Here is a 24,068-nt window from a genome sequence, read left to right as displayed (position 1 = left end):
ACGGCTGACAGCTGACGGCTGAATGCTTACCAGGGAAAAGCCCACGAAAACTCAATTGACTACCAATTCAGCAATTCGCTTGAGGATCCTAAGCACGTAATACCAGTCATTGCCACGATAGAGGGTAAACTCATCGGAAAGAGCATACATCGGTATGCCGGATTTTGTTAGTTTCAAAAACCGGAAATTAGTGCCATTAGTGACCAATCCAAAACTAGGGCGCAACTGATTAGGATTAGCCATCATGTAGGTCAATGCCTGAGGAATTGCTGACTTGAGAGAGAATCCAGCTTGTTTTGACTCAATCACTAATACCCAAAACTGGTCTTGTAGCACCAGCACATCAATACGCCCTCGCAGGATTTCGTGCTCCTCAACAGCGGCAATTTCTATTGCAGCCTCTGTCTTGAGGTGAAAGGGAGAACCATAAAAACCCGCTAGTCCTAACAAGGGAGACAGCACTACCATTTTGACAATGTCTTCCAGCATCGGATACTGTTCCAGGTATAGCATGTGAGCCTTAACCTGCTCTAAGGACTGGCGTTCAGTGTCGGTAAGTTCTGGTAACTCGTCCTGCCACTCTCGGAAAAATTGCTCATCCTCTGCTGGGGTGAGGTCAAATTTGACCTTCACATCATGCAAGGTAAGTTCTGTTACTTGAATCGTCTTCACCATCAGGATTGAGCCAAGGTCTGTCTTAACTTTTTGGGAAACCTATGATCGCCGACCGCGAAAGCTAGTTAGGGCTTACCACTAGTTTGTCAGGAAAGTCTAGGAAGCTTAATCCCCGGCAAAACTTGGTAATTACTGGCAAAAGCTGTAAATGTATCCATCTTTCCGATGTATTGCTGATATGTCTTGAGGTTTACAGCTTTTGTAGCCTTTTGTCCCCAATGGAGTAAATCCAAAACTTCCTTTACTTCTAGGGGTTACTTTGCCTATCCCTAGTTTTTGGTGCTTAGCTAAATCCCCAGTAGTCCAGCCTTTAATTGGTTTTAACGGGTTGTGCCTAGTGGGGTAGCCATATTTATTGAGAGCAGCCTTTTGCCTGCCACCCTGTCCAATACATGTTACTAGCAACGGCTGAGAGGTTCTTAACACTAAGGTCTCAATACCTCCAACACAAGCAGCATCAATCCAGTGTTGCTTAGGTAGTCTTAGCTTCGTACGATTGTACTTAGTTTGCGCTCCTGTCCCAGTAACGACAGGTTTTAAAGTTCGGAGAACCTTTACTAACTTGTTGCGGGTTGCGTTAACTATTGCTGCATCTTTTAGTGGTTGTTTAGCTAATGATTTAATCTTTTTGAGTAAATCCGGCTTCTTTTTTAGGAAGTCCTCTATAGACTTGTCCCCCTTTCTTATATTGCACTTTTCGCAGGCCAAACAGAGATTACTTACTCGGTTACTTCCCCCTTTCGATCTGGGGTGAATGTGCTCAATTTGTAGGGGGGTATTAGGCTGGCCGCAATAAGTGCATTCCCTTCCCCATTTCTCAAGTAAATACTCTCTAACTTCATAGCCAGCTAGTTCCCCCTGCTGATACTCAACGCCACTAATTTCAGGATTCTGCATTTTTTGGGTATCAAACTTAACTCTTTCAACCCAAATCTCATTGACCGGGCAGAATTTGATCAATCGTTTTACCCAAGTCTGGGTAGTCAGAATTCTGTGCTCTAGGCTAGGGGGCAGCCATCCCTGTGGGCGTCTACGGTTAAGGAATCTAGGTTTTCTGTACCGGGTGTTGCGGTTACGTCTCCCACGCCTTACAGCCCTTCTAGATTCTAGTTTTTTCTTAATTAATCCTCCTCTGTGTTCTAGCTCCATACCCCAGATGACTTGGTCGTTTTTAACTATGGCAAACCCAGTAGTTTTACTGCCCGGATCTATCTTGATTTGACAAGGCGAGATAGTCGGATTTGGGATTGCAGTCTTAATGATAATCGTAAATGGATACATTCTGAAAACCGCAGCTTTGCCTTTATCTAACAGTCGGCGAGCTTTCCTTGGGTGAATGGGGTTTAATGGTTGTTTGTTTGCGTCAATGACAAATACATAATTTTGCATGATTAGTGCATCTCAATTTGGTAAAGTGTTCCTCGGCCATGTTGTAATAACTTGTCGTGTCAACCACACATTTTGCCTTCAACTTAATAGTTGACGATAGAGCTGGGAGCTGGAGGTCACTCCCAGGTATCATGACTAAAACAACGTAGGAAACTAATCATTGGCCTGCATCCTAGTTGGCATTTTCCTGGGGTTGCCGGGAATTGCCTAGGCTTTGACTAGGAGGCTCGAACTACTAATGCGATCGCTAAAATCACCGTTGGAGCCAGGATACCAATTAACCCATTAACGGATGTAGCGGGAATGGGTAGACTGGGAGCAGCGTATTTAATAATAACAGCTATTATCGTGGATAGGATGACGAGTTTGATAATGAAGCTGAGCTGATTATCCATGTTGCCATTGCCCTATTGCTATTACTATATTATTGCCATTGGTGAATAACCACTGGGAAATGTCATGATAAGAGGTAAAACTACCAAGTCATGGGGTTTGAGCGATTATCAAGGCAAGCTACGGATGAAAGAGCATGTGAAAAAGACTAATCCTACCGAAAATCAAGATAATCAGCGCCTACAGCTATTTATTTACCTTGTGCCCATCTTTGGCTTGTTTCCAGCACTGTGGACATTGTACCACTCTCAAGGAAACCGAGAGGAAAAAACCGTCAGTCGCTTGTCGGTCACCTTGGCCTTTGGTTGGTTGCTAGGGTACAGTTTATTATCAGCAGGAGCACAATTGTCGGAATTTTGGACATTACGCTTGCTGTTTCTCAATGCTATGCTCACATCTGGCTATTTTCTGGTCAGTTTCGCTGTGATGGTGCGCTTATGGCAGCGCCAGTCACCACGTCTGCCTTGGATTAGCCGGATATCTGAAGGAATATTGGGCAAGTATTTGTCCTAGTCGAGGGGTTTACTTAAAGAAATGATGTACTCTAATGATGGTTTTGACTGACGGATTGGGCAAGCTTCATCGAAAATTTACCTGATCAGGCAGCAACCTGTTAAAAAACCTGCTATAGAGTATTAATACTAAACCTTAAGATCGAAGCTCCAGCTCAAGCATGTGAAACCGGTGAGGAGTTAATAGTCTTCTTCTGTCAATACCATCCCTATTGCCTGTGTGTGAGGAAGCCCAGTGCCAGTTCAAAGAACTTATCGAAAACGCCGTGTAGTGAGAAGACCTACTCGCCCCGTTCGCAGAAAAAAGGTAAAAGTCAAGCGAGGGAATTTGCTCTGGCTTTGGCTAGGTTTTACCGCAGTGGCAATGTCATCTGCGGCAGCAGGTGCAATACTAGCTGTATCCCTGGCAAGTACCCCTTTGCTGCAAAGTGAACTGACTCCGGACGAGAAATCTGTATTTAACCAAGAGGAAACCATCTCCAGCAACACCATGCACTTGCCGGAGTTGACTCGACCAGTTAATATCTTATTTCTTGGTATCAAAGTCCTAACCTCTGATCTCAAGCAACCCCCAGAAGTAGACCTGGGATACCACGCTCTGGTCAATTCCTTAGAGGGTTTGTCAGATACCATGCTCCTGCTACGGTTTGACCCAGACGGGGAAAAAGTCAAAGTGCTGTCCATGCCTCGTGATACTCAAACTCGTATTGAGAAACATGGTAAAATTAAGCTCAATGCTGCCAATTATTTTGGCGGACCTGCACTCACAGCGAAGGCGGTCAGCGATCTTCTTGATGATGTGCCCATTGACCGTTATATCCGAGTAAACGTTCAGGGTGTGGAAAAACTGGTGGATGCCTTGGGAGGAGTTACGGTCTATATTCCCAAAGACATGAAGTACACCGACCACTCTCAACACCTTTATATCAACCTCAAAAAAGGTAGACAGCACCTGGATGGTAATAAAGCGATGCAGTTCCTGCGCTTTCGCTATGACAAGTATGGGGATATTGGTCGAGTGCAGCGGCAACAAATGCTGATGAGGGCTTTGGTAGAACAGGCACTAAAACCTAGCACTATCGCACGAATCCCACAAATCCTCTCAGTTATTCAGTCCCACATTGACACCAACTTAAGTGTAGAAGAGCTAGTGGCATTAGCGGGTTTTGCCACCAAGACTAAACGAGCCAATGTCCAAATGCTAATGCTGCCTGGTCGATTTAGTAACGATGGCAAGAAAAAAGTCAGTTACTGGTTGCCAAACCACCGCAGCATCCAGCAGATGGTGGCTCAGCACTTTGGTCAAGGCTATACCTATTACTCCAATGCCAACTCCACATCCCTGCGGATTGCCATTCAATACACTACAGATTCTTCTGAAGTCCCTAAGGCTATGCTCCGGAAACTTAACCAAGCTGGCTACAAGAATGTTCGTATTGATCAGAAATTGTCTAGGGAACCATTGCGCACCACTCGCATTATTGCCCAACAGGGAGACGATGAAAGTGCTGGCACTATCCGTAACTATTTGGGATTTGGGGAAGTGCGGGTGGAAAGCACCGGTGCTTTTTCCTCAGATATTACCATTCAGTTAGGTCAAGACTGGCTACAGAAACTGGGTTCTCAACAACAGGATAGGTTTTCCAGCTTCTAGCAAGGGCAATTATAGGGTAAATCCTACTTATAATTACTCTACGAAAGCCTTAACTTGCAAATCAATACCAGTAATCGCAGTGCCGACAACAACCGCATAGGCTCCCAATTCTAGCGCAGTTTGAGCCATCTCGGGGGTGGCAATACCTCCTTCGCAAATGGCTGGGATATCTAGATGCTTCACCAACTGGCTGAGTAGGCCAAAGCCGGGAGGAGAAAGATGGCTAGTTTGAGCAGTGTAGCCATAGAGGGTAGTACCAACTAAATCCACACCAGCGGCTTGTGCTGCGATCGCACTCTCAAGGGTATCCACATCTGCCATCACCGGTTTACCCAGTGTATCGTGAATCTGCTTAATTAAACCTTGAACTGTTTCCCCTCCAGGACGTTCCCGTAAGGTGGCATCAATGGCAATAATATCAGCACCAGCGGATGCGATCGCTTTAGCATGGTGAAACTGGGGAGTAATATAAACCTCAGACTCCGGTAACTGTTGCTTCCACAAGCCAATAATTGGAGCAGTGGGACATTGACTACGCACAGCTGCCACATGGTCAGGTGTATCAATACGCACACCCGATGCCCCCTGATTCATAGAAGCTTGTGCCATGGCGGCAATCACTAGGGGGTGGTGCAGGGGTGAGTCACGGGGTGCCTGACAAGAAACAATTAGACTATGACGAATTGAATTGAGAGAATTAGCTGCCATGTTGTTGGTGGTTACAGTAACTGATTATCGATATATAGAGGTTCCACAGCATTTATAAAATAGGTTAGGTGCGCTTTCCGTAGGCGAATTAAATTCGCCACGGGTCGCACCTGAGCTACAGAAGTTTTGGATTTTAGGGAATAGGGAATAGGGAATAGGGAATAGGGAATAGGGAATAGGGAATAGGGAATAGGAAAAAAATTATGTGTACCTCATAAATATAATAACCGTTATATATTAATTAGTTTAACCACTGTGGTTATTGTATTATATGATGTCGATGATAATTACCCTTAATAAAAATCCCCCCATCTCCCTATCTCCCTATCTCCCCATCTCCCTATCTCCCCATCTCACCATCTCACCATCTCCCCGCGCCACAGCTCCTTCCGGTGATCCGGTTTGTGGTTGTGTGTGTTTTGTTTTGACTTTATCGCTTTTTTTGATCAGGTCACTTAAAGGGGATTTTTATCAGCTTATTGAGTCTAAGTTTAGGCTAAATTTCATTCTTTATATTTTCAGTTATAGCTGATTAATAAAGCTTTGTTGCCCAAGCATAATTTCCACCAGTTTTTCCTTGCTAAACTGGCGCAATTACTCAGCCAAAAGAGGTAGAGTGGCTTTACTCATCAATGGCTACTTTAAATTTTATGCTTTTGTCAACCCCTATACCTAAATCCTTACACTATATTTATCTACAATCCAGATTTATTGGCTTGACAAGATATTGATTTCTTGTGCGTCTCTATCCAGATAATCTTTAATTCTTTAATTAAAGATTATGTAAACTAATCTTTTTTTTGCGGTATATATCCGAAATACAGCTATCTTGAAATTAGCAGTAATTAGCAGTAATTTTTAATCTTGAATATGGGTGAATTACGGAATAAGTTATGTAACTAAAAGAAATACGTAATCACTCTTATAGCCCGTTTGAAAAATTATTTACTGGTGAGAAATGAGGGAGGGACTTCCTTGAGGACTTACTTTAGACGAAAACCCGTGAAGGGGATAACTAAAGTAAATTACCTGCCTTTACCACACCATGTAGCTACTTTTCAAACACCTTATTAGAAGAGATAGAGTATTTTACTGCATCTACCACATTAGCGGTTGGGATGCAACCTAAGTAATAACCTTATGAAAAATCATTTATCTAAGTTAGAAGTGGTTAGAAACCTCAAGCCTCGTCAGCTTGGTCTAGCAGTAACCACTTTCGCTGCCCTAGGATTTTCCATGTCTGTGCCTGCTGCTGCAGGAGAATTTCGTACCATTAACGGATTTGGCAACAACCCCAATGACCCGACATTGGGTGAAGCCGAAACACAACTGCTTCGGCTCCTGAGTCCTGCTTACGAGGATGGCTTCAACGCACCAAGAATAACCGGTAGCACCGGCAATGTTCTGCCTAACCCCCGTGACATTAGTAATACGATTGTGCGCCAGAGGGAATTAGTGCCTAATTTCCTCAACGCCAGCGACTGGATCTGGCAGTGGGGGCAGTTCATTGATCACGACTTGGATCTGAATGAGGGAGGGTTAGATCGGCCACCAGAGGATTTCACCCCCATCCCAGTTAACCCGATTGACATTGCCACTGGTCTTCCAGATCCACTCGCGCCATCTATACCCTTGATCAGGGTTCCTGCAGCTGAAGGCACTGGCACTGGACCTGGCAATCCGCGCCAGCAGATCAACGAGCTGACTTCTTTTATTGATGGTTCACAGGTGTATGGATCTGATCAAGTGCGGGCGGAATTTTTGCGTAGTAATGATGGTACTGGAAAGCTCAAGAGCCAGAGTATCAATGGCGAAGAGCTACTGCCTTTCAACACTGCCGGATTGCCTAATAGCAACACTGACCGCTCTGGAGCATTAGCAGCAGAAGAGTTGTTCATCGCTGGGGATGTTCGTGCCAACGAACAGATTGGGTTAACCGCAGCTCACACCTTGTTCGTGCGGGAGCACAATCGCGTGGCTGAAGAACTTGCTAAAAAAATTGATGCTGGTGACCCGGTGATTTTGGAGAAGTTAGATCAATCAGGACTTGATAAAGGGGACTTTATCTACGAATCAGCCCGTAAGGTGGTCGGCGCTCAGATTCAGGTAATCACATACAATGAATTCCTACCGCTGTTCATTGGCGATAGCCTTTTGGATGATTACTCTGGCTACGATCCCACAGTTGACCCACGTGTCAGCGTCGAATTTGCCAATGCTAACTTCCGCGTTGGCCACACTTTTCTCTCCCCAGAGCTTCAGCGCATTAACAATAAGGGCACTTTGCTGGGAAGTATCTCTCTTGCCGATGCCTTCTTCAATCCCCAAGAGGTGATTGATAACGGCGTCGATTCACTGTTTTTCGGTTTAGCTTCCCAGGTGGCTCAAGAGTTTGACAATCAGATAGTGGACGAGGTGCGGAATTTCCTTGCCTCGATTCCCACCGGTGGCTTTGACCTCGCTTCACTCAATATTGAGCGGGCAAGGGAAGTTGGTATTCCCGGTTACAATCAGGCTCGTGTGGAACTCGGTCTGGATCCGGTCACTGCCTTCTTGACCACCGATACCGAACTTGGCATTACTTCTAACCCAGAAATAGCAGCTCTATTTGAACAAATCTACGAGTCTGTAGAGGATGTGGATTTCTGGATTGGAGGAATATCTGAGGACTCGGTCAACGGTGGCTTGGTCGGTGAACTATTCAATACCGTCATCTCAGAGCAGTTCAGGCGGGCACGGGATGGTGACCGGTTCTTTTTCCTCAACGATCTCGATCATCTGCTGGCCTTGGCTCCAGATCTAGAAAGCACTCGCCTCTCGGACATTATTCGCCGGAACTCAACAATTACTAACATCCAGGATAATGCTTTTGTTGTCCCAGAAGATGTGCCAGAACCTAGCAGCATCCTTGGCTTAGTTACACTCCTAGGTTTAGCAGCTATAAGGCAGCGCTCAGGAAATAGGAAATAGGAAATAGGGAATAGGGAATAGGAAAAGAGAGGGGCCTGATCAGGGTAGATTTTTAACAAAAACGTGAGTGTGGGTTGTGGGGTGACTGGGTGTGGGGTCATAAGAAGCATCCCTACCAACGTGCTTCAGTTTCCTGATGGGGTGACAAGGGAGCTATAAAGTATGCTGAATCAGGCTCATGGCTCTTTGACCCCTCTGAAAAAAGGCTATATAGCATTTCTCAATGGGGTGAGGTACCTCGCCCTTGGGGTTAATGGCAGTAGGGAGTAGGGAGTAGGGAGTAGGGATGCATCGCAATTCCGAAGCTCCCTAAAAACCGAGAACTATGTACTTATTAATAAAATCACAAACTCCTATAATTATCTCCAATCAAGATTTATCCCGATATTTTTTCATTAAAGAAATAAAGCTTCTATAGCTCCTTAAAATCCGATAACTATCTACTTACAGCGGTTTTAAATTCGGTGAGTTACAAACTTCTGGGTTTTAGGGAGCAGGGAGCATAAATTAAATCCTCCCTAACCCCCTTTAGTAAGGCAGGGCGGTTTCATTCTCGACCATAAAATTCATGGCTGAAGGGCTCAAAGCCCCTTCTGGTAAACAAATCGCCGTTTTTTTCTACTATTGGGTTTAATAATAGAAAAACAGGAGCGAAACCGCTGCCATTCGGGAGGTTCACTGAACCGAAAAATTGACAATGAAACAGTCCTGCCTTTAGTAAAGCAGGACTGTTTCTTGCGTCGGACTAAAATTTGATTGGTGGGGAGGTGGGGATATAGGGGGAATTTTTTTTAATAAAAAAGTATTTTTAACCTGAAAAAAAACCCTCTCCCCAGCACCCCAGATCCCTTTCACCCGATTGACCTGACAATTTATTCCAAAGAATGAAACAGCCCTGGCCTTTAGTAAGGGGGGAAGGGAGCAGGGAGCAGCGTATCACGGGAACAGGGAACAGGGAACAGAAAAAAAATCCTGTGTACCTCATTAGAGTAGAAACCGCTATAATTATCTACAATCAAGATTTATTAGTTTGAGAAGATATTGATTGGTTGTCCGTATTTATCCCGATATTTTTTAATGAAAGAATTAAAGCTTCTATAAATTTTTTTTTATTTTGTGGTAGATATCCGAAATACAGTTATCTTGAAATTAGCAGCAATTAGCAGTAATTTTTAATCTTGACTATGGGGGAATTACGGAATATATTCTGTAGCTAAAAGAAATACGTAATCGTTCTTATAGCCCGTTTGATAAATTATTTACTGGCGATAAATGAGGGACTTACTTGAAGACTTACTTTAGAGGAAAACCCGTAAATCTTGCGGATAACTCAAGTAAATTACCTGCCTTTACCACACCATGTAGCTACTTTTCAAACACCTTCTTAGAAGAGATAGAGTATTTTACTGCATCTACCACATTAGTGGTTGGGAACAATGCAATCTTGACCTAAGTACTAACCTGATGAAAAATTACTTATCTAACTTAAAAGTGGTTAGAAACCTCAAGCCTCGTCAGCTTGGTCTAGCAGTAACCACTTTCGCTGCCCTAGGATTTTCCATGTCTGTGCCTGCTGCTGCAGGAGAATTTCGCACCATTAATGGATTCGGCAATAACCCCGATGACCCGACATTGGGTGAAGCCGAAACACCACTACTTCGGCTCCTGACTCCTGCTTACGAGGATGGCTTCAACGCACCAAAAATAACCGGTCCGACCGGCAATGTTCTGCCTAACCCCCGTGACATTAGCAATACAATTGTGCGCCAGAGTAAATCCGTGCCTAATTTCCTCCGGGCCAGTGACTGGATCTGGCAGTGGGGGCAGTTGATTGATCACGACTTTGCTCTGAATGAGGGAGGGTTAAATAGCCCACCAGAGGATTTCATGCCCATCCCAGTTAACCCGATTGACATTGCCACTGGTAAGCCAGATACACTTGGAGGATCTTCTGGTTCTATACCCTTTATTAGGGTTCCTGCAGCTGAAGGGACTGGCACTGGGCTTGGCAATCCGCGCCAGCAGGTCAACGAGCTGACTTCTTTTATTGATGGTTCACAGGTCTACGGATCTGATCAAGTGCGGGCGGAATTTCTACGTACTAATGACGGTACTGGAAAGCTCAAGAGCCAGAGTATCAATGGCGAAGAGCTACTGCCTTTCAACACTGCCGGATTGCCTAATAGCAACACTGACCGCTCTGGAGCATTAGCAGCAGAACAGTTGTTCATCGCTGGGGATATTCGTACTAACGAACAAATTGGCTTAACCGCAGCTCACACCTTGTTGGTGCGAGAGCACAATCGTCTGGCTGAAGGACTTGCTGAAAAAATTGACGCTGGCGACCCGGTGATTTTGGAGAAGTTAAAAGAGTCAGGACTTGATAAAGGTGACTTTATCTACGAATCAGCTCGTAAGGTCGTTGGCGCTCAGATTCAGGTCATCACATACAATGAATTCCTACCGCTGTTCATTGGCGATAGTCTTTTGGACGATTACTCTGGCTACGATCCCACAGTTGATCCCAGTATCAGTCAGGAATTTACCAATGCTAACTTCCGTGTTGGCCACACTCTTCTCTCCGACGAGCTTCAGCGCATTAACAATAACGGCGATTCCGTCGGAAGTATATCCCTTAGTGATGCTTTCTTTAATCCCCAAGAAGTGATTGATAACGGTGTCGATTCACTGTTTTTGGGTTTAGCGTCCCAGGTGGCTGAAGAGGTTGACAATCAGATAGTGGACGGGGTGCGGAACTTCCTTGCCCCGAATGGTAGCGGTCAAGGCTTTGACCTCGCTTCACTCAATATTGCGCGGGGAAGGGAAGTTGGCCTTCCCGGCTACAATCAGTCTCGTGTGGAACTCGGTCTGGATCCGGTCACTGCCTTCTTGACCACCGATACCGAACTTGGCATTACTTCTAACCCAGAAGTGGCAGCTCTATTTGAAGATATCTACAAGTCTGTAGACGATGTGGATTTCTGGATTGGAGGAATATCCGAGGACTCCTTCAACGGTGGATTGGTCGGTGAACTATTCAATAGCTTCATCTCAGACCAGTTCAGGCGCGTACGGGATGGTGACCGGTTCTTTTTCCTCAACGATCTCGATCACCTGCTCGCCTTGGCTCCAGATCTAGAAAGCACTACCCTCTCAGGCATTATTCGCCGGAACTCAACGATTACCAACATCCAGGATAATGCTTTTGTTGTCCCAGAAGACGTGCCCGAACCTACCAGCATTGTTGGCTTAGTTACACTCTTAGGTTTAGCAGCTATAGGGCAGCGCTCAGGAAATAAGAAATAGGGAATAGGGAATAGGGAAAGAAAGGGGCCCGGGCGCGAGGCCCGGGCACGGAGAGTGTAATTTGATTTCCGGTTATACTGATTTTATAGCATTTCTCATAGTAATGAGGTACACAAACTTTTTTCCCTATTACCATCTTGATCCAGTATTCCCGTCTTGATGCAGTGGCTACATAGGAGAAACCTCCTCATGAAGGCGCTGCATCGTTACTCTCTAATATAAAATACTTGTCTACCTCACCTATTTGAGAACTGCTATACTTATCTAGTTTTGTTAATCAAGAATGGAAAATTCAAAATTGTCAATGGTCAATTGGCAAAGGGATTTACGCGAATCTATTAAGACTCTGACGCCAGCGGCTACCCAACCATAACAACCCACCGATAGCAAGTAATCCTCCAGTAGTAGAAGATTCTGGCACCTTCTCGACTTTGATACGTGCTATCTGGTAGCCATCCACTGTGAAGTCAGCTTCCGCAAACGCCGGAGTTGATAAGATTGGTCCACCTGGGATAAAACCTGGATGGAGGTTAACTACTCCGTTTTCTGGTGTACCGGTATCAGGAATACTTTGACCGAAGAAGGCAGTAGTGGTCTGCTGCTCGTCGTTAACTTCTGTACCCGCATCCAGAACTTGAGAACCAAGAATGGTAAAGTCAGCTCCAGTGAAATTACCTTCTTCATCAAAAATCTCAAAAGCCAAGGGGTTGCCATTAGCAATGAAAGCATCATTACTGGGGAGAATCATGGCCGCGTAGCTGAAGTAACGGCTAGTAGAATCTACAGTAAATGTGGCTTTGGCAATATCCCCGGAAGCAACTGGGCCATTTGGACCAGGAATTACACCATCAACTGAACCTGCACCGCTAGCGAAAAACTCTTGACTAAGAACTGCTGCATTGCCATCCTCAGCAATACGCTCCAGTCCTGGTGAAGCTGCCTGACCCCGATCATAAATATCAAACGAACCATTATGAAAACCAACCCAGACTGGAGTAAATAAGGTGCCGTTTTCCGGTGCCAGGCTTTCAATTGTTACCTTGAGGGTAGCTGCTGTTGCGCTAGATGCCATGGCTAGTGTAGAGGTTACCGTAACCATGGTGGCGATTTTGAGTGATTTAATAATTGGATGATTCATGGTGATCGTGATCAATCAGATCAATATGGTAGATTTGCCGAAAAGTGTGTTGGTCAACTATCTATGTAGCTACATCTTCAAAACCCATTTTGCTGGCACCGAATCAAGTGGGTAATCCTAGGTTAGCAGCTTGAGTAAGATTATTGGTTTCTTGGTTTAGTTGTTGCTGATAATTTGCTGATAATTTGCTGATAATTTTGGTTATTATGTAGCTGTTATGCTAATCTGATCGGAATGAGGTCAAATTAAAACAATCCTGTACTAATAAACAAGTTTTTGGATGCTTACGGTGCTACTTCGCTACCTCGCTACATTGCTACTCCCTGCTCCGAACGCGCCCCGCGTGGCCGACGGCCTCAGTCCCTACTCCCTACTCCCATTAACCCCAAGGGCGTAAGTAGCTCACCTATTTGAGAACTGCTATATAGTGACTCACGATAACACTTTACTGACCACAGCACTAAGATCAATGGGGTAGTAAACTAACCTCTAGTTAACTTGCCACCAACGCCATAACCCTGTACAATAACTCCATGGGTTCGATCGGTTTATATAAGTAATCATCCACTACCCCCATCATCTCTTGTTGCTCTATGTTTGGCAGGCTCGGAATCGTTAAAGCCAGAATTTTTACCTCTTGAGTTGTGGAGGATTGACGTAGCCATTGAGTCATTTCGTAACCCTCCCTAGTCGGTAACTGCCAATCGATAATGATAGTCTGGGGCTTAAGCAATGCAATTTGTTTGATGGCAGTGGAACCATCAATCAACCAAATTACTTTATAGCCTGCTGCGGTCAAAATTTCGCAAATTAGGGTAGCAATCTCTTCTTGATTTTCCACTAAGGCCACAGTGCCTTGACCTTTGAGAGTTAGGTTGGACTTTGGCAGGGCTTTTTCTGAAGTAGCTGGTGCCATGGGTTGAGTGGGCAAGCAAACTGTAAAACAAGACCCCTCTCCCACTACCGATTCCACCTCAATGTTGCCCCTATGGAGTTCGATCAGCTGTTTGGTTAAGGCTAACCCCAAGCCAGTTCCTTCATACTTGCGACGGTAGGGGGTTTCTAGCTGCTGAAACTTCTGAAACAGTAATGGTAACTGGTCTTGGGGAATACCAATGCCTGTATCTTCCACTTGGAAAACGAGTAACTGATTTTCTGGCCAGACCCGTAGGATTACTTTACCCCCCTGTGGGGTAAATTTAATCCCATTACTTAAAAGGTTAAACAAAATCTGTTTAACCCGCCTTTGGTCTGCAGAAAAACAGTCCCTTTCTGGTGGCACTCGCCAATCTAGCTGTAGAGTAACCTGCTGTTGGTAGGCTTGTTCGTTTAGGCTACTCAACAGCTGATTAGCTAGCTTACTTAAGGAAAATTTGCTGATAGTCAGGACTAACTTTCCTGCCTCAACCTGAGACAAATCCAGAATATCGTTGATCAGTTCTAGCAGGTGTTGCCCATTCTCCTGGATAGTTTTTAAATAGCGCTGTTGCTTTTCGACAGGTAATCTGTGGGAACTGTCCTGACCAAAACACCAGCGCAAGAGTGTAGCTGCCATCCCAATTACGCAGGTCAGAGGGGTGCGCAATTCATGACTCATGGTAGCTAGAAACTCACTCTTAGCAAGATTGGCTGCTTGAGCAGCTTGCAAGGCATCCCGGAGTGCTTGGGTGCGCTCAATTACCCGTTGTTCAAGGGTGTTGTTTTGCTGCTGCACTTGGGCGTATAACTTCGCTTGATAGATGGCAATGGCTAGGTGTTCAGCAATTGCTTGGAGAAAGTTTTTTTCACTGTCCTGCCATCGCCTTGGCTCCAAACACTGATGGGCAATTAGTAGGCCCCACAGGTTGTTTTGGACAATAATTGGTGCGACTAACTTGGCTCGTACTTGATGTCGGTGCAACAGTTTAAGTAAGCAATTATGGGTATTATAGGTTCGATCAACATCATCAACAGCAACCGTTGACCCTCGCTGATATTTATGTTTAGAGTTCGGTACATGGGTTAAGCATTCCTCCTGCTCAATCACATTCAGCACTGATGGGATAGCATCTGAGGCTTTAGCTTCGTAGGTAATACAACCCCAGCCTAATTCAGTGGCAGCAGGTGCTGGCTCTAGTGCTGTGGGACTAGAGGTGTAAGGGAAGTCAAATTGATAGATTACTAATCGGTCTACTTCTAGGAAGTGTCGTACCCGTTCAACTGCTGTGGTCAGGATAAGGGGTAACTCTTGGCTTTGACGGATTTGACTGGTCACCTGATTGAGCAATCGCTCTTGCTCAACCTGCTGGTGCAGTGCTTCTGCTACGGGTTGACAAATGGACCCATAGGGATAAGCTGGATCTGCTAATTCTGGAACATCGGTGTTGTAGTTATCCGTATTGTAGTTATCCGTGTTGTAGTCACACAGAATATCAATTAATGATAGGGTAAATTCGCTCTGGATAGCTGGATTATTGGGTTTGAGGGAGGCTTGAGCCCTCTTGATTAGGTTGAGAACATCCTGAGAGGTTTCAAATTCTGATGGTGAGGTTAGGTAGGAGTCTTTGAGATGGGTAAGAAAGTTTGCGATCGCATCCGGAGCGAAAGTTAATCCCACTTGGTACAGTCTCATCAGAGATTCATACCCAGTTAAGGTCTCCGGTTGGGCTTCCCCCCACAGCAGACAACTGAACTGTTCTGATCCGATCAGGGTAAACCTCTGGCTCTGAGCCTCAGTACTCACCCTCTGATTTACCAAAATATCAGACTTTAGGAGTATTGCCTCTTCGCCCAAAGTTGACTTCATCTGGTCTAATCGCTGATCCAGACGCTCGAACACAGCCAAGGGCAAAATTCTGAGGAATTTTGGATTACTAAATAATTTTGTAGGTGGAATTAACGATAACACCTGCTGCCTGGTCGGCTAACTTGCCTGAATGGTGTGGATAGTAGCTTCTTTGATAGTAGTTTATTTTTGTCCACCTGCTAATAAGTATTCCCTTATTTTACCACATTCTAACTTGGCGTGCAGTGTGTTAAGCGTTGTTAGTGTGGTTAGTGTTGTAAACATTGTTAGTGTGGTTAGTGTGCGCGGGGAGAGGGGAGAAGTAGTTGGTTTGGTTGGTTAATAACGCACCAAACTAGATTGCGATGTTCCGTTCGCGCAGCGTCGGGCTTTGCCCGAAAGGAACCGCTTCGCGAACGCACTAGGTTTTTAGGAAGGGTTAACATCAGGAATAAGGAGTCAAAATGGCATAGCATAAATCAATAGATCAGATTAACAGTGATCAGATATGACACCAGAAGAAAGACTAACTCAAGTAGAGAACTTGTTAGAGACAGCAGCAAGATACATTAATCGTCACTCTCAGACCATCGAGCAAAATCAAGCAGACATCACTCAATTACGAGTTTCTCTGAATGAGACCTTAAGATTGTTTTCCGAGTTGGCAACCTATCAACGTCAAAGTCAAGAGGAGATTCGTCAAAATCAAGCAGAAATACGACGGATTTGGGAATATTTATTAATTCAAAGCGATAATGGACGATCAGGGAATTAAACCTGTAGCAGTTTCCGACTAGTTTGGTGCCTTATTAACCCACCAAATTAGAACGCAATCACATTAGATTTTTAGTAATGGTTGACATCAGGAATAAGGAGTAAAAATGGAATAAAATAGATAAATATATCAGATTAACAGTGATTAGACATGACACCAGAAGAAAGATTAACTCAAGTAGAGAACTTGTTAGAGACAGCAGCAAGATACATTAATCGCCACTCTCAAACCATCGAGCAAAATCAAGCAGAAATCACTCAATTACGAGTTTCTCTGAATGAGACCTTAAGATTGTTTTCCGAGTTAGCAACCTATCAACGTCAAAGTCAAGAGGAAATACGACGGATTTGGGAATATTTATTAAAAAAGCGGGGACGCTCCGGGAATTAAACCTATTAACATTCATCAAACATGACACCAGAAGAAAGATTAACTCAAGTAGAGAACTTGTTAGAGACAGCAGCACGATACATCAATCGTCACTCTCAGACCATCGAGCAAAATCAAGCAGACATCACTCAATTACGAGTTTCTCTGAATCAGACCTTAAAATTGTTTTCGGATTTGGCCACCTATCAACGTCAAAGTCAAGAGGATATTCGTCAAACTCAACAGGAGATTCGTCAAAGTCAAGCAGAGATTCGCCAAAATCAAGAAGAAATACGACGGATTTGGGAATATTTATTAAATCAAAGCGGTAATGGACGCTCAGGAAATTAAACCTATAGAGGTTTGGGAGTGTAAACAGAAAATTGATGGATAAAGGGCACCATCCCCCTGTCGTGATTGGCCTTTGGGCCACGCTACGCGATCAGAAAACGTGAATTTTTTTTGCATTCGAGAGCAATAGTGTGATCACCTAGATAGAATTTAGACTGACAAAGTGAAAAATGTGCTGGCTACTCGACGTGGGTAGCCGGAAAAAGTCAATCAGGGAATCTCCATCTCATTTCTTTGTTGATGTTCGAGTAGAAACCTCGATGATAAACAATAGCTGTTCTGTGCTTGATTCCCTTTGCAATCTACAACCAAATCCAAACCAAGGACACCAAACTGGTACTACTAGTCAAGGGATTGTAGTGATTTCTCCCCTAGATGACCTTGAAACTGGTGAAGATTTGGCTACTACTGTTGATTTGGACATCACCGATGGCCCGATTAACATCGATTTTGATGACATTGAGCAAGTGTTTGATGTCGAAATTCAGCCTCAAGATGGAACAACCGCGAATATAACCAAGATAGAAATTAGTAGTAATCGATCAGTAGACCCAGATGACGCTCGAGTCAAGGTCAGTAGCAGTGCGACGGCTACTAACATGATTAGTCCCAATCCCTTGGCCAAAGGCCAGGCTAACGGAACAGGCGACTCTGGTGGCGGTGTGGTCATGGTCAGCAGTAGCACCACGGCTACCAGCACCATTAGTGACAATACCTCAGAGGATTTAAGCGATCGCGTAGCGTGGCCATTGGCCAATCGCAGTGACAATACCTCAGAGGATTTAAGCGATCGCGTAGCGTGGCCATTGGCCAATCCCATTGTCAGTATCCATGGCACAGCCATGGTTTCCAGCACCATAAGTAACCCTAACACCAATAATTATCAGATTAGTGGTGCTGCCACTGTCACCATTGGTGAGGACATAGTTGGTACTATTACCAATCCCATTGATTCCCTACTGGATTCCTTCGTGACTCCATCTGTGTTGACTCCATCTGTGTTGACTCCATCTCTAGGTTTTCCTAGTTCTGGGATTGATCTTGACTAGAGTCAATCGCTTATTTGACCAATTTGTGGACATCACTCCTAATATTGGTGCCTCTGCAGCTCAAACTGAAATAGGACTTGACCTCTTCAAGGACTAAAAATCATTTCCACCTTTGCCCTAGTAATCAGTTTATTTAGTGTTGAGGCTTAGGTGTTAGGTGTTAGGAGTTAAGTCTTAGGTATTAGGTGTTAGTTAGTAGTTAACGCCTAATACCTAGTGCTTAATACCTAGTGCTTAGAGTCTAATCGAGAAAAGTACAGGTCAACGTAAGCTATCAGCTATCAGCTATCAGCTATCAGCTATCAGCTTTGAGCCTGTGGCCACGCTACGGGAACAGTTTATGCCCATAGCGCACGCTACACCAAACAGCTTTTGAATAAAATAAGCTGACCGCTGACCGCTGACGGCTGAATGCTTAGAGGTCAAGTTTCTCTAAAATACTGGGTTAGGTTGTTGAGGGTCTCTGTAGCACTATGAAGCTTCCACCACCTGAACGTTCGCGTAGCGTGGCGATAGCCAGGTGGTGGTGTCTTATGCTAATCATTGACTAACCGTTGCCCAAAGATCACATAGACAAGCCCAGCTTCTAGGCGGTCGTCCAGAGTTTTTACTGGAATGACCCTCACCGTCATTTCTGCGAGTGAGCTTAAACACACCTCTAGCACCAATATTGTAAGCACCATTAAGATCTGCATTAAAGCGCTTACCTGAGGAGAAGGTAGCTAGGGAGTATTTTTTTGAATTTCTCTTAACCGTACCAGAACCATCATAAGCAAGTTTTGAAGTGTAAGCTGCTACAACTTCTACGACTTTGCCGCCTAGTTCCGCCCATTTCATTTCCGTGAAATCGCGAATTTTGGCCTTGAGCCATCCGTGGAATCTTTGCCGCAGGTTAGACCGTTTCTTACCACCTTTTGGCTTCCAACCCTTGAGATTCTCAAATACGATAGCCTCGGAATTAAACTCCTTAGCAATATCCACAATTCGCTTAGAAACAACATGGCCGATTTGATGATTGATTCTTCGGCATTTGTCATAGGTCTTAGAACAGAATCCTTTGTGAAGTTTTCCGCCCTTACCCATGGTTTTTGATGCCCGCATAGATACGGATTTTAGTCGTTTGTCCCTACGGTCTATGTCTTTCCCCGGATGAATAAATTCGCGGTGGATTACAGTGCCGCTATGAGTGACAACCGCTATTGTCGCTGTTGTATTTATACCCAAGTCTACTGCCGTAACATTGGCCTCTGGTTTTCTCTTTTCTGGCTTACAAGTAAATGGAACAGATAAATGACAGTACCTTTCATTGAAAATCAAAGAAGGCGACATCATCTTATTACTGGCACAGGCGTGTCTCTCCCTTAACTCAGTAATTTGAACAGTAGTCCAAATCCAATCTTTACCATTAAAAGCTTTGATTTCGACTTGGTTAAAACCATGCAGCTTATAGCATTGACCTTTGTACAGAGCTGGGTAGCAACCAGTATCAGCATTTAGTCTTGGTGGCTTAGTGTCTCGCCGTTTTCGTGTACCCGACTGCCATTCCCTGTAACGGGTCACATAACTACTCACTTGACCAGCAGCGAAGGCTATTGCAGCACGACGGTAGTAGCTAGGAAACTTGTAAAAAGCCTGATTAAATTGGGGATATTTTACATCAGGTCGTTTTGCGGTCTGATGCATTAAACGCTCAACAGCAGGAGTTAATTTATCAGCTGTCAAACATCCCAATTCAGACCAGTGAGTATAAATAATGCCAACTAAGTACCGACAAGCCTGGCGATATACTTTAATCGTCTCCCCAAACAATATTTTTTGATCGGTAGTCGGATTAAGTCGCCATTTATCGGTTCTTATAACTTTATTTGGCGTTTTCACTGGTCATTAAAAATCGTTTACAGTTAATATTTTAGCCTACATAAGATAAGACTGCAATCGAATAATTATGGCTCTTCCGTACTTGTTATGCTAAATCAACACTTTGGCAAAGGGAGCAGGGAGCAGGGAGCAGCGATGCAGCGCGGTCTTGGGGGTTTCCCCCGGAGACGAAACCTGATTACGTTGAGCCTTTATGGTTGGTAGGCTATGCAGATGCATGGGTAAAACTTGAGGCGCGACCCCGTAATTTAATTCGCCATAGGAAAGCGCGCCTCCATTGATTAAGGCTCAACTGTCTTACGGTAACTTCAAACCATGAGCGACTGCATCAAGACGGGAGCAGGGAGCAGGGAGCAGGGAAGTCGGAAGTGGGAAGAAGGAAGTCGGAAGTGGGAAAAAATAATGTGTACCTCATAGCTATGATAAACGCTATATGAGTTTTGTTAACTGGAAATTTAGCATACCAGGTACTGAAGAACCATAATTATTGTTCCAGGTGGATATTGGTAACAGCGTGGACTAACCCCCACCTGGCAAGCCGTTCGCGTAGCGTGGCCTACGGCCAGGTGGGGGAATGCGTCTCACGGTTTGTTCAATTTCCTTTTTCAGCAGTTCCTGTAATTTCAGAATCAATTCTTTTTGGTAACTGACTGAGTGAGTAAAATCTGTGGATTCCATCATTGAACTTAACTGAATTGCTTTACCTGATACCTGATAGCACCTCAAGTAGCGTGCGTGGCACAGGCTTCTAGCCTGTGATAAGTGCGCATTAGCTGACCACTGAATTCGAGTTTACCGAACTCAATTGTGTTTAGTTTACCGTAATTTAGCTCAAGGTTAACTATAGCAGTTCTAAATCGGGACAAAGTTCTGGGTTTTAGGGAGTAGGGAGTAGGGAGTAGGGAGTAGGGAGTAGGGGTAAGAAAGTTGAATGTAGCTCATAACTATGAGAAACGCGCTTATTGGATTCCAAATAGTTCATGAAACCCAAGGCTGTGTCTTGATGCAAAGCGCGAGTGGGGGGAACCCCCGTGAGGCCACTGAATCGTTTTCTGATCACACCAAAAAATCCTCGAATCTCTTTCTTACTATTCCCTGCTCCCTGCTCCCTGCTCCCTGCTCCCTGCTCCCTGCTCCCTGCTCCCTGCTCCCTGCTCCCTGCTCCCTATTCCCTATTCCCTGTTCCCTCTTCAAAACTTATTCATAACGGCAATCCCTATCAAGTTAGTGATAAAAACCGAATTGTCACTGCTATTTTGAAGTCATACCATAATAATCAAAGGCCATAAAACAAGGCTGAACCGATTAACAAATTACAACTTGGAGGAAGAGCTATGACTCTAGTTCGTTGGAACCCCTGGAAAGACATCAACACCCTACAACGGGAAATTGACCAGCTATTTGACCATAGTTTTGTGCCGAATACTTTGCGGGAGTTTGGTCATTTTAAAAATGTTCCTGCTGCTGAACTAACCCAAACTGAAGATGCTATCAATCTGAAATTAGAAGTTCCAGGAATGGAAGCCAAAGACTTGAATGTAGAAGTCACAGATACTGTTGTTGCTATCAGTGGAGAACGAAAAGAGGAAACCAATACTGACGAAAAAGGCGTCAAGCGGTCTGAATTCCGTTATGGTAAATTCCAGCGGGTAATTCCTTTACCGGTTCGGGTTCAAAATACCAAAGTTGAGGCTGAGTACAAAGACGGTATTTTAAATCTGACCTTGCCTAAAGCGGAAGAGGAAAAAAACAAAGTTGTCAAGGTTAACTTGAACTAACTCTCTGGTTAGCTCAGTAGCTGGTTAGCTCAGTAGCTGGTTAGCTCAGTGGCTGGCTAACTAGACTTGGGACAATTAGTTAGCTACTGGCGTTTAGACTAAATCGTTACCTCAAAAAGCGATCGCGACCTCAGCAAGCGATCGCTTTTTGTTTACATATATAGAAATCCTAAATGAAGCGATGCAGCGCGGTCTTGGGGAGGCAGCGCGGTCTTGGGGGTTCCCACGGGGCAAACAGCGGTGCGGACGCAGGTTCCGCACACAGCCCCTCCCCATGAGCGACTGCCGTGGTTTCCCCCATGAGCGACTGCATCAAGACATTGTGGGAATTTTTGTTGCCTGCTCCCTGTTCCCTGTTCCCTGTTCCCTGTTCCCTTTCCTATACCAGTTCTCAATGGGGTGGCGACAAAATCATCCTATCATTCAGCAACGCCATCACTGGAGTCAATCGGATATTTTTCTGTAACTTATCCGGATAACTCAACTCGGCTGAGAAATAGAAAAATAGTAGATGCACCTTGATAGCCATCCCCCTGCAATCAAAGCGGGGGGTTTTCTAATTATAACCATGAAACCTATGAAACCCATACTCAAATCTGCCGCAACTTACCTAATCTTGATGATTGCGATGGTTCTATCTGCTAGCCCTGCCTCTGCTCAACCTGATGGATTAAAGGGTAGCTACGTGGGAATTAGTAACGATGGCAGCACAATAAGTAATGATATCCTCAATCCCTTTGAGAACTTGCTGGGAATTGGCTCAAACTCAAGCGATGAAAGGATTGGTAGCATGTATCAAGGTCGTATTGATCTGCCCAATTTACCGATTTCAGTGCGTGGTGCAGCGTTTCTCTCTGGCAAAGGTCGTGCTGTCGAACCAACAATTACCTACGATGTACCTGTTGCCAGCAATACTAACATTTACGTTGGTGGAGGCTATACCTTTGTGAACAACGAGGAGATCACCACTCCTTTAGGTAATCAAAATTCAGCCGTATTGACTGCTGGTGTAGAAGCAGCAGTCAATGACTACACCATAATCTACGGCAGCGGCAGATTAAGCCTTAGTGATGAAAACAACGATACGTCTCCGGTTAAATTGCAATTTGGTGCAGGCTATCGTTTCTAAAATCTATTGCTCAATCCTAATGTTAGGGGCACTTCCCTTGGGCCTTTATTTTAACCAAAGACGAGTCACTTGTTCTAACTGACTAACATCCTCCTGACTCAAAGCCCAACCCAAAGCCCCTGCATTGTCTTGCACCTGCTGTGCGGTCTTAGCACCGGGAATCGGGATTACTCCATCTTGAGCAATCAGCCAGTTAAGGGCAACTTGAGCTGGTTTTCGCTCATATTTTTCCCCTAACTGACTCAGTAGCTTTAGCACAGGGGCAATTTTTTCTAAACCACTTTTGCTAAAGCGGGGGTCAATAGCCCTAGCTCCAGTGGGTTTGATATAGCTCTCTACCGTATACTTGCCAGTGAGTAACCCTTGAGCTAAGGGACTGTAAGCCAGAATAGTCACACCTAACTGACGCGCTTTATCAAGAATACCGTTGCTCTCAATTTTCCGATGCAACAGAGAATATTGCACCTGATTCACCGCTAGGGGTATGCCACGGGCTGCCAAGTAACTGTGAGCTTCTGCCATTTGCTTAGCGGAATAGTTACTCACACCAACTGCTCCAATGCGACCACGCTTCACTTCATCAGCTAGAGCATTCATCAACGTCTGTTGGCTGATCAAGAAACTAAAAGGCATATGTACTTGGTACAGTTCCACTTGCTCGACTTGCAGACGTTTCAAACTGTCACTCAAGGCATCAGAAACTGACTGAGCGCTAAATCGCCAGGGTAAGGGAAAATACTTAGTGGCAATCTGGGCTTTCCGTCCCAGCTGCTTCATAAACCGTCCGATCAGGGATTCGGATTCTCCTAGTCCGTACACCTCAGCGGTGTCAAAAAAGTTAATCCCAGCATCCAAGGTTGCCTCAAACGCTTCTTTTACCTGAGTAGTGCCGTAGTCACTGCCATAGTTCCAAAACAGCTTGTCTCCCCATGACCACGTCCCAATTCCCAAAGCTGTGACCATCGGACCATTCTGACCTAACCTGATCGTCTGCATGATAAACACTCCTGCTCTTAACATTTCTTAATATTATTTCAGTTTATCGTGGCTCAGTCTCCTATCAGCTTGGTTGAAAGTTGAAAGTTAAAAGTTGAAAGTTGAAAGTTGAAAGTTGAAAGTTGACGATTTAGGATTTATAATCTAAGCTCAAGTGTTAATCATAAAGTAGACCAAGCACTGACGCCCTGACGGATTCAGCTATTAATAAAACTGAGCTAGGAAGAAACTTCT

General features: G+C 44.7%; 24 protein-coding genes. 12 read left to right on the top strand and 12 right to left on the bottom strand.

Annotated elements, in window-relative coordinates; translation table 11 throughout:
• Positions 1 to 51: 51 nt before the first annotated feature.
• From F6J90_RS13765 to F6J90_RS13755, 3 genes are all read right to left on the bottom strand, one after another.
• Positions 52 to 675 (bottom strand): type I restriction enzyme HsdR N-terminal domain-containing protein, encoded by a 624-nt coding sequence (locus F6J90_RS13765; RefSeq protein ID WP_293094113.1) that lies wholly within the window; start codon positions 673 to 675, stop codon positions 52 to 54.
• 129 nt (positions 676 to 804) lie between these two features.
• Positions 805 to 2,064 carry an RNA-guided endonuclease IscB gene (gene iscB, locus F6J90_RS13760; RefSeq protein ID WP_293094110.1) on the bottom strand — a complete coding sequence of 420 codons (1,260 nt, stop codon included), beginning with the start codon at positions 2,062 to 2,064 and terminating at the stop codon, positions 805 to 807.
• Between the two features lie 218 nt (positions 2,065 to 2,282).
• Positions 2,283 to 2,459 carry a hypothetical protein gene (locus F6J90_RS13755; RefSeq protein WP_293094108.1) on the bottom strand — a complete coding sequence of 59 codons (177 nt, stop codon included), beginning with the start codon at positions 2,457 to 2,459 and terminating at the stop codon, positions 2,283 to 2,285.
• 64 nt (positions 2,460 to 2,523) lie between these two features.
• Between F6J90_RS13755 and F6J90_RS13750 the strand changes: the two genes are divergently transcribed.
• Both F6J90_RS13750 and F6J90_RS13745 read left to right on the top strand, forming a co-directional pair.
• A complete protein-coding gene (locus F6J90_RS13750; protein WP_366513751.1) occupies positions 2,524 to 2,970 on the top strand; it encodes a hypothetical protein in 447 nt (148 codons plus the stop codon).
• Positions 2,971 to 3,204: 234 nt separating this feature from the next.
• The gene (locus tag F6J90_RS13745; protein WP_293094105.1) at positions 3,205 to 4,623 is read left to right on the top strand and encodes an LCP family protein; all 1,419 of its coding nucleotides are present in this window, start codon (positions 3,205 to 3,207) and stop codon (positions 4,621 to 4,623) included.
• 33 nt (positions 4,624 to 4,656) lie between these two features.
• On the opposite strand, the gene F6J90_RS13740 is transcribed toward F6J90_RS13745, so the two are convergent.
• Complete coding sequence (locus F6J90_RS13740) at positions 4,657 to 5,331, bottom strand: N-acetylmannosamine-6-phosphate 2-epimerase (protein WP_293094102.1); 675 nt, start codon at positions 5,329 to 5,331, stop codon at positions 4,657 to 4,659.
• Positions 5,332 to 6,471: 1,140 nt separating this feature from the next.
• On the opposite strand from F6J90_RS13740, the gene F6J90_RS13735 reads away from it, so the two are divergent.
• Entirely contained in the window at positions 6,472 to 8,301 is a 1,830-nt protein-coding gene (locus F6J90_RS13735) for a peroxidase family protein (protein WP_293094099.1), read from the top strand.
• Positions 8,302 to 8,454: 153 nt separating this feature from the next.
• Here the strand turns inward: F6J90_RS13735 and F6J90_RS13730 are convergent, their stop codons facing one another.
• Positions 8,455 to 8,598 carry a hypothetical protein gene (locus tag F6J90_RS13730; protein WP_293094096.1) on the bottom strand — a complete coding sequence of 48 codons (144 nt, stop codon included), beginning with the start codon at positions 8,596 to 8,598 and terminating at the stop codon, positions 8,455 to 8,457.
• Positions 8,599 to 9,765: 1,167 nt separating this feature from the next.
• Between F6J90_RS13730 and F6J90_RS13725 the strand changes: the two genes are divergently transcribed.
• Positions 9,766 to 11,607 carry a peroxidase family protein gene (locus F6J90_RS13725; RefSeq protein ID WP_293094093.1) on the top strand — a complete coding sequence of 614 codons (1,842 nt, stop codon included), beginning with the start codon at positions 9,766 to 9,768 and terminating at the stop codon, positions 11,605 to 11,607.
• 325 nt (positions 11,608 to 11,932) lie between these two features.
• On the opposite strand, the gene F6J90_RS13720 is transcribed toward F6J90_RS13725, so the two are convergent.
• Together F6J90_RS13720 and F6J90_RS13715 are read right to left on the bottom strand one after the other, a co-directional pair.
• Positions 11,933 to 12,745: a spondin domain-containing protein gene (locus tag F6J90_RS13720; protein ID WP_293094090.1), complete on the bottom strand. Its 813-nt coding sequence runs from the start codon at positions 12,743 to 12,745 to the stop codon at positions 11,933 to 11,935.
• A gap of 493 nt (positions 12,746 to 13,238) precedes the next feature.
• Positions 13,239 to 15,632 (bottom strand): ATP-binding protein, encoded by a 2,394-nt coding sequence (locus F6J90_RS13715; RefSeq protein ID WP_366513750.1) that lies wholly within the window; start codon positions 15,630 to 15,632, stop codon positions 13,239 to 13,241.
• A gap of 385 nt (positions 15,633 to 16,017) precedes the next feature.
• Between F6J90_RS13715 and F6J90_RS13710 the strand changes: the two genes are divergently transcribed.
• From F6J90_RS13710 to F6J90_RS13695, 4 genes are all read left to right on the top strand, one after another.
• Entirely contained in the window at positions 16,018 to 16,284 is a 267-nt protein-coding gene (locus tag F6J90_RS13710; RefSeq protein ID WP_293094087.1) for a hypothetical protein, read from the top strand.
• A 150-nt stretch (positions 16,285 to 16,434) separates the two neighbouring features.
• Positions 16,435 to 16,674: a hypothetical protein gene (locus tag F6J90_RS13705; RefSeq protein ID WP_293094084.1), complete on the top strand. Its 240-nt coding sequence runs from the start codon at positions 16,435 to 16,437 to the stop codon at positions 16,672 to 16,674.
• Positions 16,675 to 16,695: 21 nt separating this feature from the next.
• Positions 16,696 to 17,004, top strand: coding sequence for a hypothetical protein (locus tag F6J90_RS13700; RefSeq protein ID WP_293094082.1), 309 nt, complete (start codon positions 16,696 to 16,698; stop codon positions 17,002 to 17,004).
• A gap of 260 nt (positions 17,005 to 17,264) precedes the next feature.
• Positions 17,265 to 18,053 (top strand): hypothetical protein, encoded by a 789-nt coding sequence (locus F6J90_RS13695; RefSeq protein ID WP_293094080.1) that lies wholly within the window; start codon positions 17,265 to 17,267, stop codon positions 18,051 to 18,053.
• A 540-nt stretch (positions 18,054 to 18,593) separates the two neighbouring features.
• Here the strand turns inward: F6J90_RS13695 and F6J90_RS13690 are convergent.
• The 3 genes from F6J90_RS13690 to F6J90_RS13680 form a co-directional block, all read right to left on the bottom strand.
• Positions 18,594 to 19,931: a transposase gene (locus F6J90_RS13690; protein WP_293094077.1), complete on the bottom strand. Its 1,338-nt coding sequence runs from the start codon at positions 19,929 to 19,931 to the stop codon at positions 18,594 to 18,596.
• 90 nt (positions 19,932 to 20,021) lie between these two features.
• Positions 20,022 to 20,150, bottom strand: a complete 129-nt coding sequence (locus F6J90_RS13685; RefSeq protein WP_293094075.1) for a hypothetical protein — start codon at positions 20,148 to 20,150, stop codon at positions 20,022 to 20,024.
• A 300-nt stretch (positions 20,151 to 20,450) separates the two neighbouring features.
• Positions 20,451 to 20,612 (bottom strand): hypothetical protein, encoded by a 162-nt coding sequence (locus F6J90_RS13680; protein WP_293072636.1) that lies wholly within the window; start codon positions 20,610 to 20,612, stop codon positions 20,451 to 20,453.
• A 335-nt stretch (positions 20,613 to 20,947) separates the two neighbouring features.
• On the opposite strand from F6J90_RS13680, the gene F6J90_RS13675 reads away from it, so the two are divergent.
• Both F6J90_RS13675 and F6J90_RS13670 read left to right on the top strand, forming a co-directional pair.
• Positions 20,948 to 21,220: a hypothetical protein gene (locus F6J90_RS13675; RefSeq protein ID WP_293094073.1), complete on the top strand. Its 273-nt coding sequence runs from the start codon at positions 20,948 to 20,950 to the stop codon at positions 21,218 to 21,220.
• Between the two features lie 45 nt (positions 21,221 to 21,265).
• Positions 21,266 to 21,709: an Hsp20/alpha crystallin family protein gene (locus F6J90_RS13670; RefSeq protein WP_293094070.1), complete on the top strand. Its 444-nt coding sequence runs from the start codon at positions 21,266 to 21,268 to the stop codon at positions 21,707 to 21,709.
• Positions 21,710 to 21,820: 111 nt separating this feature from the next.
• On the opposite strand, the gene F6J90_RS13665 is transcribed toward F6J90_RS13670, so the two are convergent.
• Positions 21,821 to 21,985: a hypothetical protein gene (locus F6J90_RS13665; protein ID WP_293094068.1), complete on the bottom strand. Its 165-nt coding sequence runs from the start codon at positions 21,983 to 21,985 to the stop codon at positions 21,821 to 21,823.
• Between F6J90_RS13665 and F6J90_RS13660 the strand changes: the two genes are divergently transcribed.
• Positions 21,984 to 22,175: a hypothetical protein gene (locus F6J90_RS13660; protein WP_293094065.1), complete on the top strand. Its 192-nt coding sequence runs from the start codon at positions 21,984 to 21,986 to the stop codon at positions 22,173 to 22,175. The genes F6J90_RS13665 and F6J90_RS13660 overlap by 2 nt on opposite strands.
• Positions 22,176 to 22,286: 111 nt before the next feature.
• The gene (locus F6J90_RS13655) at positions 22,287 to 22,838 is read left to right on the top strand and encodes an outer membrane beta-barrel protein (protein WP_293094063.1); all 552 of its coding nucleotides are present in this window, start codon (positions 22,287 to 22,289) and stop codon (positions 22,836 to 22,838) included.
• 45 nt (positions 22,839 to 22,883) lie between these two features.
• Here the strand turns inward: F6J90_RS13655 and F6J90_RS13650 are convergent, their stop codons facing one another.
• Positions 22,884 to 23,834, bottom strand: coding sequence for an aldo/keto reductase (locus F6J90_RS13650; RefSeq protein ID WP_293094061.1), 951 nt, complete (start codon positions 23,832 to 23,834; stop codon positions 22,884 to 22,886).
• Positions 23,835 to 24,068: the final 234 nt, after the last annotated feature.

The sequence above is a fragment of the Moorena sp. SIOASIH genome, assembly GCF_010671925.1.
Lineage (GTDB): Bacteria > Cyanobacteriota > Cyanobacteriia > Cyanobacteriales > Coleofasciculaceae > Moorena.
The sequence above is the reverse complement of the archived record's forward strand: the minus strand, read 5'-3'. Positions and strand labels throughout refer to the sequence as shown.